We start from the raw sequence: 13578 nt of genomic DNA on the forward strand, positions 1-13578 counted from the left end.
GAGCCCCGTTCCCGTCTTTTTGAACGGGCGGCGCGCCGGCAGTCCATCGACCTGCGGTCGACATTTCCCCTTGACGTTCTTGCCTAGCTTGCGAGAGGAACTGCATCGTGTCCTTGAATCACACACATTCTTCGCTGGAAGAGGTTTTCATTGCTTCGCGTGGACAGTTGGTGAGGGTCGCGCGAAGAATTCTCAGGAATCCTGAACTGGCCGACGACGCCGTGCAGGACACCTATCTGCGCGTTGCCGAGATGCGCAGCGATGCCGAGATCGCCAAGCCCGCCGCCTACTGGACGCGCGCCGTCTGCAACATGGCGCTGGACTACCTGCGCCGCCAGGAGCGCGAGAACAGCTACCGCACCCACGGCGTGGATGTGGAGACGCTGGAGATACCGGACAGCCGCTCGCCCGAGCGCCTTTTGTTCGAGTCCCAGGCCATACGCCTGATCGACCAGGCCCTGGATGAGGTGCCGCCCAAGACCCGCGAGACCTTCGAGCTGTACCGCATCAAGGGCCTCACCCAGCGCCAGATCGCCGAGCACATGGAGTGTGCGCTGGGCCTGGTGAACGCCAGGATTGCCGATGCCTGCAAGGCCATCCATGTCCACCGCTCGCTGCTGGACCACCATTGAACGATGCAGCCCGGCGCACGACCCGGAACCGGCACGCACGCGGCGTGAACAGTTTCGGATTCGGAACGTCATGTTCAACAGAGGCGCAGTACCGGATCGCCGCGAGTCGGTACTGGCCTCACCGATGTTCAACCGCATAAAGGACGCCTGCATGTCTACAAGCTGCTTCGACCGCGAAGACGAAACCTTCATCGTTCTGGTCAACCACGAGGAACAGTATTCCATCTGGCCGCACTGGAAGGCCGTGCCCGGCGGCTGGACCGCCGTGGAGGGTGTGAAGGGCGACAAGAAAACCGTGCTCGACTACGTGGACGCCACCTGGACCGACATGCGGCCCAAGTCGCTGCGCGTGTGGATGCAGCAGCAGGAGCAGGCGGGAGCCGGCGCCGCGCTGCAAAGCGATACCGATACCGTGATCGAAACCGCAGCGGGCTGACGCGCATGCACGCGCCGCTGACCCTGCTGTGCCTGCCGTGCGCAGGCGCCAGCGCCACCATGTACCTGCGCTGGCGCAGGCTGCTGCCCCACTGGATCCGCATTGCGCCGGTGGAGCTGCCGGGGCGGGGCAGCCGGCTGGGCGAGCCTGCGGTCGAGGACTTCGGGCAGCTGGTCTCGCTGCTGTGCGCCGAGCAGCGCCAGGCCATGCGCGGCCGCTTTGCGCTGCTGGGCCACAGCATGGGCGCGCTGCTGGCCTTCGGCATGGTGCGGCAGTTGCGCGAGGAGGGCAGGGAGCTGCCGCTGGCCCTGGTTGCCTCGGGCAGCCCGGCACCGGCCTGCCGCGATCCCGAGCGCTTTGCGGGCAAGGGCGACGATGCGGCGCTGATTGCCGATCTGCGCAGGCAGGGCGGCACGCCCGAAGAGGTGTTTGGCAGCCCCGAGCTCATGCGCATCACGCTGGATGTGCTGGGGTCCGACTACCGCGTCTGCGAGAGCTTCGGCCATGTACCCGCTGCGGGCCTGCCGCTGCCGGTGCACGTCTTTGCGGGGCGGCAGGACGACATCGAGGCGCCCCGCGTCCAGGCCTGGTCGCAGGAGGCCGCCGGGGCCTTCACGCTGGACTGGTTCGAGGGCGGGCATTTCTTCATCAAGCAGCGCGAAGGCGATGTGCTGGCCGTGCTGGCGCAGCGCCTGGCCGGGTCCCAGTCACTCCAGGGGGAAATCCATGCAGCTCGTGTCCGTGCGTGAGGCCATGAGCCAGGGCATCGAGGTCTTCAGGCTGGACCTGGACCTGTCGGCCGAACTGAGCGACAGCCTGCCGCACCTGACCCCCGAGGAGCGCGGTCGCGCCGCGCGCTTCGTGCGGGCCGCCGACCGGCTGCGCTTCGCACAGACGCGCGCTGCCACGCGGCGGCTGCTGGGGCGCAGGCTGGGCTGCTGCCCGGCCGACGTGCCCCTGGCGGTCGGCGTCCACGGCAAGCCCTTTGTCGACGAGGACCCGCTGCGGGCACCGCTCTTCAACGTCTCGCATTCGGGCGGCCATGCGCTGATCGCGCTGGCCGACCCCGGTGGCGTGCTGCACCTGGGCGTGGACATCGAGCAGCACAAGCCCGACCTCGATGCCGAGGTCATGCTCGACGCCGTCTGCACCGACCAGGAACGCGCCAGCGTGCGCCGTGCGCCTGATCGGCTGGCGGCCTTCTACCAGCGCTGGGTGGGCAAGGAAGCCGTGCTCAAGGCCATCGGCATCGGCGTGGCCGACCACCTGCGCTCCATAGGCATCAGCCCGGGAGGGGACGGACGGCTGGCCATCGCCTGCGCGGTCCCCGACTGGAATGGTTTTCAAGCGATGGCGCTGCCAGCGCCGCCGGGCTACGCGGCAGCTCTTGCGTGGCGCACCAAGGAATCGACATGAACGAAACCCTCCAGCGCTTCGAGCGCAAGGCCCCCGCGGGCTCGCTGCTTCCCCAGCTCATCACGCCCGCCCAGCCGGGCCAGGACCTGCTGGCCGCGCTGCCGCCGCTGCGCCGCGACATCGACGAGGCCCTGCTGACCACGGGCGGTGTGCTGCTGCGCGGCTTTGGCGTGCCCGATGTGGAGACCTTCCAGCGCTTTGCCTCGGCCTTCGGCCATCCGCTGCTCAAGTACGAGTTCGCCTCCACGCCGCGCAGCGCGGTCGAGGCCTCCAGCGGCGCGGGCGTCTACACCTCCACCGAATACCCGGCCCACCAGAGCATTCCGCTGCACAACGAGCAGGCCTACACGCGCGAGTGGCCCATGAAGATCTGGTTCCACTGCGTCACCGCATCGCCCGAGGGCGGCGAGACGCCGATTGCCGACAGCCGTGCGGTCTACCGCCGCATTCCGGCGCGCATCCGCGAGCTGTTCGAGCCCGGAATTCTGTACGTGCGCAACTTCGGCGAGATGGACGTGCCCTGGCAGAAGGTCTTCAACACCGAAAGCCGCGCCGAGGTCGAGGCCTTCTGCCGCCATGCGCGCATGGACTGGGAGTGGAAGGAGGACGACGGCCTGCGCACGCGCCAGCTGTGCCAGGCCATGGAAAGCCACCCCGTCACGGGCGAGATGGTCTGGTTCAACCAGGCCCACCTGTTCCACATCTCGGCGCGCGAGCCCGAGGAGCGCGAGGTGCTGGAGGAGGTCTACGGCATCGAGAACCTGCCGCGCAACACCTTCTTTGCCGACGGCTCCACCATCGGCGACGACATCTTCGCCGAGGTGCGCGCCGCGCTGGACGCCGAGACCGTCAGCTTCCCCTGGGAGCAGGGCGACGTGCTGATGCTGGACAACATGCTCGTGGCCCATGCGCGCTCGCCCTTCAAGGGGCCGCGCAAGGTCATCGTCGCCATGGCCGAGCCGCGCAGCAATCTGGACCGTTTCTGAGAACCCGGGAGGCAGCTGACATGCTGAGTGGACAAAGTGCAATCGCGGCAGCAGGCCAGGCGCCGGCCAGCCTGGTCGAGCATCTGAGGGGCCTGGCGCAGCAGCGGCCCGACGACATCTGGCTCACCGTGGCCGCCGTGCAGGACGGCCGCGTGGTCGAGCGCAGCCACAGCTACGGCGAGTTCGACCGCCGCGTGCGCGCGCTGGCCGCCCGGCTGCAGCAGCTGTGCCCCGTGGGCGCGCGCGCCCTGGTGATGATGGACAACGACGAGCACTACGCCGCCAGCATGCTGGCCTGCTTCTACGCGGGCGTGATCGCCGTGCCGGTGCCGCCGCTGGAATCGCTGCGCGTGCAGCACCTGGAGCGGCTGCTGGGCATCGTGGGCGACGCGGATGCGGCCTGCGTGATCAGCACGGCCGAAGTGATGCAGGCCCTGCCCGGCGCCGATGTGCGCTTTGCCGGCATTGCCGCCGTGGCCGCCGACCAGGTGGACCTGGCCGATGCCGGCGCCTGGCGGCCCCATGCGCCGGCTGCCGACGACATCGCCTTCCTGCAATACACCTCGGGCTCCACCTCGGCGCCCAAGGGCGTGATGGTCAGCCACGGCAACCTCATCGCCAACGAGGCCGCCATCCAGCAGCGCATGGACATCGGCGCGGGCGACCGCTTCATGTCCTGGGCGCCGCTCTACCACGACATGGGCCTGATCGGCGGCCTGCTGCAGCCGCTGTACAGCGGCCTGCCGCTGGTGCTGACCTCGCCACGCCTCTTTCTGGAAAGCCCCGTGCGCTGGCTGGAGCTGATCTCGCGCCACCGCGCCACCATCAGCGGCGGCCCCGACTTCGCCTACCGCATGTGCCTGGAGCGCATCAAGCCGTCGCAGCTGGCGCAGCTGGACCTGTCGAGCTGGCGGCTGGCCTACACGGGCGCCGAGCCTGTGCGTGCCGACACCGTCACGGCCTTCGCGCAGCGCTTTGCCGCCTGCGGGCTGCGGCCCGACGCAGCCTATGCCTGCTACGGCCTGGCCGAAGCCACCCTGTTCATCACCGGCGGCAGTTGCGGCGCAGGCGCCACGATCACATCCTTCGATACCGAGGCCCTGGCGCAGGGCCGGGCCGAGGAAAGCTCCTGCGCCTCGCAGACCACCCCGCTCGTGGGCTGCGGCCCCGCCGTTCCCGGCCATGTCGTGGCCATCGTCGAGCCGCACAGCCTGCAGGTGCTGGAGCCCGGCCGCGTGGGCGAGATCTGGGCGCACGGCCCCAGCATCAGCCAGGGCTACTGGGGCAAGCCGCAGCAAACGCAACAGGCCTTTGTCGAGCATGCAGGCCGGCGCTGGCTGCGCACGGGCGACCTGGGCTTCGTGCATGCTGGGCAGGTCCATGTGGCGGGCCGCATCAAGGACCTGATCATCGTGCGCGGGCACAACCTCTACCCGCAGGACATCGAGCGCGTGGTCGAGGCCGAGGTCGAAGCCGTGCGCAAGGGGCGCGTGGCCGCGTTTGCGGTGGACATCGATGGCCGGGAAGGCATAGGCATTGCTGCCGAAGTCTCGTTCGGCATGCAAAAGCTGGTGCCGGCCCAGGCCCTGGTCGATGCCCTGAGCACCGCCGTGGGTGCGCAGTGCGGCGAGGCGCCCACGGTGATTGTGCTGCTCAACCCAGGCGCCTTGCCCCGCACCTCCAGCGGCAAGCTGCAGCGCGCAGCCTGCCGCCAGGGCTGGTCCGCGCGCACGCTGGATGCCTGGGCGGTGTTCGAGTCGGGCCGCTTCGCGGGCGGCGGCAGCCAGGCACCGCAGGAGGCGGGCGCGGCAGATCCCACCACAAGCACGCTGGCCGGCCTGTGGTGCGAGGTGCTCGGTGGCGATGCCCAGCACGGGCCGGCCGGCGAGGCCAACTTCTTCGCGCAAGGCGGCAACTCCCTGGCCGCCGTGCGGCTGGCCGCGCGCATCTGCCGGCAATGGTCCCTGGAGTATCCGGCCGGGCGGGTCTTCGAGCACCCGCGGCTGCGCGACCAGGCGCAGGACATCGACCGGCTGTGCCAACAGCGCCAGCCGGGCACGGCGCTGCAGCGCATTGCCCCGCTGGCCGAGGCCCGTCGCGCCATACCCCTGCCGCTGACGCCGGCCCAGCAGCGCCAATGGTTTCTCTGGAAGATGGATACGCGCAGCACGGCCTACCACGTGCAGGGCGCCCTGCGCATCACCGGGCCGCTGGATGCAGGCGCCCTGCGTGTGGCCGTGCAGGGCTTGGCCGAACGGCACGGTTCGCTGCGCACGGTATTCAACGCCCGGCCCGATGGGGAGGTCGAGCAGCGCCTGGACCCCCAGGGCACGCTGGAGCTGCAGTGGCTGGATGCCGCGCAGGGCGACTCCGCGCAGCGCGAGGAGCACGCCGCCCAATGGCTTCAGGCGCTGTGCGCCCAGCCCTTTGATCTGCAGCAGGGGCCGCTGGCCAGGGCTGCCCTGGTGCGGCTGCAGGCCCATGAGCACATCCTGGCGCTGGTGATGCACCACATCGTCTCCGACGGCGCCTCCATGCAAATCCTGCTGGACGATCTGGCGGCGCTGTATGCCGGCGCCCCGGACAGCGGCCCGGCGCTGCAGTACGTGGACTACGCCGTCTGGCAGCGGGAGCAGGCCCAGCAAGGCCAACAGGCCTCGCTGGCCTACTGGCTGGAACGGTTGCAGGTGCCCCCAGGCGAGGCCCAGCCTGTGCTGGCCCTGCCTACCGACCATCCGCGCCAGGCGCTGGCACGCTATCGGGCGGGACGGCACAGCTTCGAGCTGCCCGGCGCGACCTTGCAGGCGCTGCGCGCGCAGGCCCGCCAGCAGGCAGACACGCTCTTCACGCTGCTGCTGGCAGGATGGCAGGCGCTGCTGTACCGCTACACGGGGCAGGAGGACATCCGCGTCGGCGTGCCCGTGGCCAACCGCGCGCATGCCGACCTGCAGGGCGTGGTCGGCTTTTTCGTCAACACCCTGGTGCTGCGCAACCGCATCGACGGGCGCATGCGCCTGGCCGACGTGCTGCAGCAGGCCCGCGAGGCGGCGCAGGGCGCCCAGGCCCACCACGCGCTGCCGTTCGAGCAGCTGGTGGAGGCGCTGCAGCCGCAGCGCAGCCTGGCGCACAGCCCCTTGTTCCAGGTGCTGTTCAATCATCTGGTGGAGGACTGGCACGCGCTGCAGCAGGTGCCGGGCTGGACGGTGGCCGGCCAGCCGCTGGCGACTGCAGATGCGCAGTTCGAGCTGACCGTGGAACTGCGCGAGCGCTCCGATGGCAGCCTGGGCATCAGCCTGGTCTATGCCCGCGAGCTGTTCGAGCCGGGCAGCATGCAGCGCCTGGCCGCCCACTATGCGGCCATGCTGGACGCACTGGCGCACCAGCCCCAATGTGCCGTGGACGAGGTGCCGCTGCTGGGTCCCGGCGAACGCCAGCAACTGGCGGCCTGGAGCTGCAATGACCAGGTCCTGCACGGCGGCGACATCGTGCACCGCCGCTTCGAGCAGCAGGTGGCGCGCAGCCCCGATGCCCCGGCCCTGTGCCTGGGCGAGGCCACGCTGGGCTACGCCGAGCTCAATGCGCGCGCCAACCGGCTGGCGCATCACCTGATTGCATCGGGCGTGCGGCCCGGCGTGCCGGTGGGCATTGCCATGGAACGCTCCATCGAGATGGTCGTGGGGCTGCTGGCCATCATGAAGGCCGGCGCGGCCTATGTGCCCATCGACCCCGAGCATCCGGCCGACCGCATCGCCTACATGCTGGAGGACAGCGGCGTGTCCCTGGTGCTGGTGCAGCCGCAGGTGCGTGACCGACTGCCGGCCAACTGCAGTGCCCAATTGGTTGATGTGCCGGGTCTGGCGTCCCGGCTGCAGGACCTGCCGGCCCACAACCCGGCCATTGCCCTGCATGGCGACAGCCTGGTCTATGTGATCTACACCTCGGGTTCGACCGGGCGGCCCAAGGGCGCGGCCAACCGCCACCGTTCGCTGTGCAACCGCCTGGCGTGGGGGCAGATGCACCAGCCGCTGGGCCCGGGCGATACGGTGCTGCAGAAAACGCCGTTCGGCTTCGACATCTCCTTCTGGGAATTCTTCTGGCCGCTGACCACCGGCGCATGCCTGGCGCTGGCCGCCCCCGGCGACCACCGCGATCCCCGGCGCCTGGCCGAGCTGATAGCGCGCCACCAGGTCAGCACCATCCACTTCGTGCCGTCCATGCTGCAGGCCTTCATGGCGCACCCGGCGGCCGCCACCTGCCAGGGGCTGCAGCGCATCATCTGCAGCGGCGAGGCCTTGTCCGCCGAATTGCAGGCGGCCGTGCTGCAGGCCTTCCCCGGCACCCGCCTGCTCAATCTCTACGGCCCCACGGAGGCGGCCATCGAGGTCACCTGGTGGGACTGCCGGGACGAGGGCGCGTTGTCCGTGCCCATAGGCCGCCCTGTGGCCGGGCTGCGCACCCATGTGCTGGATGCCGCGCTCAACGAGGTGCCGCGCGGCGTGGCCGGCGAGCTGTATCTGGGCGGTGTGGGCCTGGCGCGCGGCTACTGGCGGCGGCCGGGCCTGAGCGCCGAGCGCTTTGTCGCCGACCCCGCCAGCCGCACAGGCGAGCGCCTGTACCGCACGGGCGACCTGGTGCGCTGGCGCGGCGACGGCCAGATCGACTACCTGGGCCGCGTGGACCACCAGGTGAAGATCCGCGGCTTTCGCATCGAGCTGGCCGAGGTGGAGGCGCAACTGCTGGCCCACCCCGCCGTGCGCGAGGCCGTGGTGGTCGCCCGCCAGGCGGCCGACGGCGCGCGGCTGGCCGCCTTTGTCTCGGTGCAGCAGGGGCAGTGCCTGGACATGGCCGCGCTGCGCAGCGCGCTGGCCGCAGCCCTGCCCGACTACATGCTGCCCTCGTCCATCACCGTGCTGGATGCCTTGCCGCTGAACGCCAACGGCAAGGTGGACCGCAAGGCGCTGCCCGAGGCGCCCACCCTGCCGGCCCTGGAGCGCCAGGCCTACGAGCCTCCCGAGGGCGGCGTGGCCGCGACCATTGCCGCCCTCTGGGCCCAGGTGCTGGGCGTGGAGCGCATAGGCGCCAGCGACAACTTCTTCGACCTGGGCGGGCATTCGCTGCAGCTCATCCGCGTGCATGGCCTGCTGGAGTCGCGGCTGGGCCGGGAGCTGTCCCTGGTCGATCTCTTCAAGCACCCCACGGTGTCGGCCCTGGCGCGGCGCATCGAGCAGGGCGCAGATAGCGAGGGCGAGGGCGAGGGCGACGGCGCCGCGCAGGCGGCCGCCGCCCGGGACGGCATGGACGCGGCCCAGCGCCGCCGCGAGGCGCTGCTGCAGCGCAAGCGCCACATCGAAAGGACCCTCTGATGTCTTCTTCCTCCGAAACCACCGGCCTGGAGATCGCCGTCATCGGCATGGCCGGGCGCTTTCCGGGCGCTGACGACATCGACAGCTTCTGGGCCAACATCCGTGACGGCGTCGAGTCCGTGAAGCGCTACAGCGACGAAGAGCTGCGCGCCCTGGGCGTGCCCCAGACCCTGCTGGACGATGCCGGCTACGTGAAGGCCGGCGTGCCGCTGGCCGGCATGGACCTCTTCGATGCCGACTTCTTCGGCTACACCCCGCGCGATGCCGAGCAGCTGGACCCGCAGCACCGCCTTTTCCTGGAATGCGCGTGGCAGGCGCTGGAGCACGCGGGCTACGAGGGCCGGCGCCATCCCGGCGCCATCGGCGTGTATGCGGGCACGGGCGCCAGCGTCTACCTGATGCGCCATCTGCTGCCCCGCCATGCGCCGGGCCCTGGCGCCCAGGTCGCCGACCTGCTGGGCCTGATGAGCGGCAACATGGCCGATGCCCTGGCCACGCGTGTGGCCTACAAGCTGGACCTGCGCGGCCCGGCCGTCACCGTGCAGACGGCCTGCTCGACCTCGCTGATGGCCGTGCACACCGCCTGCCAGGCGCTGCTGGGCCATGAATGCGCCATGGCGCTGGCTGGGGGCGTCTCGCTCAACCTGCTGCAAAACGGCGGCTACCGCTACCAGGCCGGCGCCATCTTCTCGCCGGACGGGCATTGCCGCGCCTTCGATGCCCAGGCCGCAGGCACGCTGCAGGGCAGCGGCGCGGGCATTGTGGTGCTCAAGCGCCTGGACGATGCGCTGCGCGACGGCGACACCATCCACGCCGTCATCCTGGCCAGCGCCGCCAACAACGATGGCGCAGACAAGGTGGGCTTCACGGCGCCCGGCGTCAATGGCCAGGCCGCCGTGGTGCGCGCGGCGCAGGCCCTGGCGGGCGTGCCGGCCGACACCATCGGCTATGTGGAAGCCCATGGCACGGGCACGGCGCTGGGCGACCCCATCGAGATCGCGGCGCTGACCCAGGCCTTTCGCGCCAGCACGCAGCGCAGGGGCTACTGCGCCATCGGCTCGGTGAAGACCAATATCGGCCATCTCGATGCGGCCGCCGGTGTCACGGGCCTGATCAAGACGGTGCTCTCGCTGCGGCATGCCACCTTGCCGCCGAGCCTGCATTTCGAGCGGCCGCACCCGCAGATCGACTTCGAGCGCAGTCCCTTCCATGTCAACACCGTGGCCAGGCCCTGGCCCCAGGCGGCCACGCCGCGCCGCGCGGGCGTGAGCGCCTTCGGCATTGGCGGCACCAATGTCCATGTGGTGCTGCAGGAGGCTGCTGCCGCCCCTGCCACCTCTGCCACTCCTTCCAGTGCACCGGCGGATGCAGCCCGGGGCTGGCAGGTGCTGCCGCTGTCCGCTCGCAGCCCCCGTGCGCTGGACGAAGCGGCGTGCCGCCTGGCTGCCCATCTGCAGCAGGCCGGCAGCGGCCTGTCGCTGGACGATGTGGCCCACACCCTGCAGCAGGGCCGCCGCGCCTTCGGCCATCGCCGTGCCGTGGTGGCCGACGGCATGGGCATGGCGGTGGAGGGCCTGCATCTCGCTGCTGCTTCTGCGGTGGCGGCGCCGGCAGGCCAGGCCACCGAGGTGCCGGCACAGCCGCCCGGCGTGGTCTTTCTTTTCCCGGGCGGGGGCGTGCAGCACGCCAACATGGGCCTGGACCTGTACCGCGACGGCGGTGTATTCCGGCAGGAGGTGGACCGCTGCTGCGAGCTGCTGCAGGCCGAAACAGGCTGGGACCTGCGCCAGTGGCTGTTCCCCGCCCCGGGTGAAGAGGTGGAGGCCGACGCGGCGCTGTCCGCCATGGACAAGGCCCAGCCGGCCCTGTTCGTGATCGGCTACGCGCTGGCCCGGATGTGGATGGCACGCGGCGTGCAGCCCGTGTCCATGCTGGGCCACAGCCTGGGCGAGTATGTGGCGGCCTGCCTGGCTGGCGTGTTCGAGCTGCCGCATGCCCTGCGCATCGTCGCGGCGCGCGGCCGCCTGCTGCAGTCGCTGCCGCAGGGCGCCATGACCTCGGTGCCCCTGGCCGAGGCCGAGCTGCAACCCCTGCTGGATTTGGGCTGTGACCTGGGTGCCGTCAATGGCGAACGCCTGTGCGTGCTGTCCGGCCCGCTGGCCGCCATCGAGGCGGCCGAAGAGGTGCTGCGCGCGCGCGACATCACCGCCCGCCGGCTGCACATTGCCGTGGCCTCGCACTCGGCCATGACCGAGCCCCTGCTGGCGCAGCTGGAGCAGGTGGTGGCCAGCGTGCCCCGGCATGCGCCGCGCCTGGCCTTCATCTCCAGCGTGACCGGCAGGCCCATCACGGCCGAGCAGGCCATGAGCCCCGCCTACTGGGCCGGCCACCTGCGCCATACCGTGCGCTTTGCGGATGGGCTGGACGAGCTTGTGCGAGAGCCGGGCCGCGTGCTGCTGGAGGTGGGCCCCGGCCAAGCCCTTACCGCCCTGGCTCGCCAGCATGCGCGCGCTGCCACGGCGGCCGGCATCTGGCCCAGCCAGGCCCATCCCCAGCAGACCGCACGCAGCGCGCAGCTGCTGGCGCAGGCCGTTGCCGGCCTGTGGTGCGCGGGCGTGGACATCGACTGGACTGCCTGCCGGGGCGGGCGGCCAGGGCGGCGCGTGCCGCTGCCGACCTATGCCTTCCAGCGCCGCTCCTTCTGGGTGCAGGCGGCGGGGCAGGGTGGCGATGCACCGAAAGCGGCAGGCACGGCAGGTCCCTCGGGTCCCTCGGCTACCGCGGGTCCGTTCTACGCAGCCGCCTGGCAGCGCAGTCCCTTGCAGTGGGAGGCAGGCACCGCCGCAGCCGCAGCCCAGGTGGCCCTGGTATTTGGCGACGGCAGTGCCACGGCCGAGGCCCTGGTGCACGCATTGCGCGCGCAGGGCACCGATGTGGTCTGCGTGGAAACGGGCGCCGCCCCCGCCTGCCTGGCCCCGGGCCGGCATGCCGTGCGCCCCGGCGAGCGCCGCGATTGCGAGGACTTGCTCGATGCGGTGCAGGCGCAGTTCGGCCCCGTGGACGCCATCTACCACCTGTGGGCCATGGATGCGGCCGCCCCTGCGCCGCTGGAGCGCGGCTTTCACAGCGTGCTGGCGCTGGCGCAGGCGCTGGAGGCCCGTGCGCACGGTGCTGGAGGCCCGCGCACACGGCGGCTGCTGCTGGTGGCCGCAGGCGGTTCGGAAGATGTGACCGGGCTGGAAGCGCTGAACCCCGAGATGGCCGCCGTCTTTCCGCTGTGCAAGGCGATAGGGCAGGAATGCCCGTCCATCGACTGCCGTTTCGTCGATGTGGTGCAGGCGGGTTCGCCCGCAATGCAGGCCCGGCTGGCGCGCCAGCTGCTGGACGAAGCCCGCGCGCCGCATGGGCTGCGCGCGGCCGACACGGCCATCGCCCTGCGCGGTGCCCACCGCTGGCGCAAGACCTACGAGCCCCTGCAATGGCAGGACGCCGCGGCGCCGCGCCTGCGCAGGCAGGGCGTGTACCTGATCACGGGCGGCCTGGGCGGCGTGGGCCTGGCGCTGGCCCGGCATCTGGCCGCGCACTGGCAGGCCCGCCTGGTGCTGGTGGGCCGCACGGCGCTGCCTGCGCGCAGCCAATGGGAGGCGCTGGCCGCCGATGACGGGCAGCCGCGCACCCTGCGCCAGCAACTGCTGCAGCTGCTGGCCCTGGAGGCCGAGGGCGCCCAGGTGCTGACCCTGGCGGCCGATGTGGCCGACGCCGCGCAGATGCAGGCGGCGCTGGCGCAGGCGCACCAGCGCTTTGGCGCGCTGCATGGCGTGGTCCATGCCGCAGGCCATGCCGACAGCGGCATGCTGGCCACCCGCACGCGGGACAGCGTGGAGCGCACGTTCGCCCCCAAGCTGCGCGGCACCCGGCTGCTGCTGGACCTGCTGGACCTGCTGGGCAAGCAGGGCACGCAGGGCACGCAGGGCACGCAGGGCACGCAGGACATGCAGGACATGCAGGACATGCAGGCGCCGGACTTCGTGCTGCTGTGCTCGTCCATCTCCAGCCTCACCGCAGGCCTGGGCAAGAGCGACTACGCCGCCGCAAATGCCTGCATGGATGCACTGGCGGCACTGGCCAGCCGCCAGCGCGCCTGGCCCGTCATCTCCGTGGACTGGGACGCCTGGCGTGACCTGGGCATGGCCGCCGGCATGCGCATTCCCGAGGGCATAGGCTGGAGCGGCGCAGAAGCGGCAGCGGTGTTCGAGCGCATCGTCAACGGCGATGTGCCGCACCAGGTGGTCATCTCCACCACCGACCTGCAGCAGCGCCTGGGCGAGATCGATGCCGGGCTGGTGGATGCGCTGGCAGAACCTGCCGCCGAAGCCTTTGCCGAACCTGCCAACGGATCGCATGCCCGTGGCGGCCATCCGCGCCCGGCGCTGCAGACCGCCTACGTTGCGGCCGAAGGCGAACTGCAGCAGGCCCTGGCCGCGCTGTGGACCGACATGCTGGGCATTGCCCCGGTGGGCGTGCACGACAACCTGTTCGAGCTGGGCGGCGACTCGCTGCTGGCCCTGCAGATCCTGGGCCGCGTGAAAAAGCGCTTTGGTGTCGAGCTGCACCCTGCCGCCTTCTTCAAGGCCCCCACCGTCGGCGAGCTGGCCGTGCTGGTGGAGACCCGGCTGATCGAGGAGATCGAGGCCACCGTTACCGATGAAGGCGATGCCCTTGCCGCCTTCGCATCTGCGTGAGAA

Annotated in this window: 7 protein-coding genes; all 7 read left to right on the forward strand. The window is 71.0% G+C overall.

What is annotated here, in order from left to right:
* Window positions 1-107 precede the first annotated feature (107 nt).
* On the forward strand, window positions 108-632 hold the full coding sequence (locus LGR64_RS06575) for a sigma-70 family RNA polymerase sigma factor (RefSeq protein WP_043824402.1): 525 nt from the start codon (window positions 108-110) through the stop codon (window positions 630-632).
* Between the two features lie 151 nt (window positions 633-783).
* On the forward strand, window positions 784-1068 hold the full coding sequence (locus LGR64_RS06580) for an MbtH family protein (protein WP_034395838.1): 285 nt from the start codon (window positions 784-786) through the stop codon (window positions 1066-1068).
* A gap of 5 nt (window positions 1069-1073) precedes the next feature.
* A complete protein-coding gene (locus LGR64_RS06585; protein WP_230355097.1) occupies window positions 1074-1817 on the forward strand; it encodes a thioesterase II family protein in 744 nt (247 codons plus the stop codon).
* Complete coding sequence (locus LGR64_RS06590; RefSeq protein ID WP_012206557.1) at window positions 1795-2484, forward strand: 4'-phosphopantetheinyl transferase family protein; 690 nt, start codon at window positions 1795-1797, stop codon at window positions 2482-2484. The genes LGR64_RS06585 and LGR64_RS06590 overlap by 23 nt, the downstream gene beginning before the upstream one ends.
* Complete coding sequence (locus LGR64_RS06595) at window positions 2481-3470, forward strand: TauD/TfdA family dioxygenase (RefSeq protein WP_016450666.1); 990 nt, start codon at window positions 2481-2483, stop codon at window positions 3468-3470. Before LGR64_RS06590 ends, LGR64_RS06595 begins: the two co-directional genes overlap by 4 nt.
* 20 nt (window positions 3471-3490) lie before the next feature.
* Window positions 3491-8833 carry a non-ribosomal peptide synthetase gene (locus LGR64_RS06600; RefSeq protein WP_230355098.1) on the forward strand — a complete coding sequence of 1781 codons (5343 nt, stop codon included), beginning with the start codon at window positions 3491-3493 and terminating at the stop codon, window positions 8831-8833.
* Window positions 8833-13575 (forward strand): type I polyketide synthase, encoded by a 4743-nt coding sequence (locus LGR64_RS06605; RefSeq protein ID WP_230355099.1) that lies wholly within the window; start codon window positions 8833-8835, stop codon window positions 13573-13575. Before LGR64_RS06600 ends, LGR64_RS06605 begins: the two co-directional genes overlap by 1 nt.
* The last annotated feature ends 3 nt before the right edge of the window (window positions 13576-13578 follow it).

It is taken from the genome of Delftia sp. Lp-1, from assembly GCF_020523835.1.
Classification (GTDB): Bacteria; Pseudomonadota; Gammaproteobacteria; order Burkholderiales; family Burkholderiaceae_C; genus Comamonas; species Comamonas acidovorans.

Coding starts and splice junctions, on each gene's coding strand:
- LGR64_RS06595 (WP_016450666.1), top strand. CDS start 2,481: ATGAACGAAACCCTCCAGCGCTTCGAGCGCAAGGCCCCCGCGGGCTCG.
- LGR64_RS06580 (WP_034395838.1), top strand. CDS start 784: ATGTCTACAAGCTGCTTCGACCGCGAAGACGAAACCTTCATCGTTCTG.
- LGR64_RS06605 (WP_230355099.1), top strand. CDS start 8,833: ATGTCTTCTTCCTCCGAAACCACCGGCCTGGAGATCGCCGTCATCGGC.
- LGR64_RS06600 (WP_230355098.1), top strand. CDS start 3,491: ATGCTGAGTGGACAAAGTGCAATCGCGGCAGCAGGCCAGGCGCCGGCC.
- LGR64_RS06585 (WP_230355097.1), top strand. CDS start 1,074: ATGCACGCGCCGCTGACCCTGCTGTGCCTGCCGTGCGCAGGCGCCAGC.
- LGR64_RS06590 (WP_012206557.1), top strand. CDS start 1,795: ATGCAGCTCGTGTCCGTGCGTGAGGCCATGAGCCAGGGCATCGAGGTC.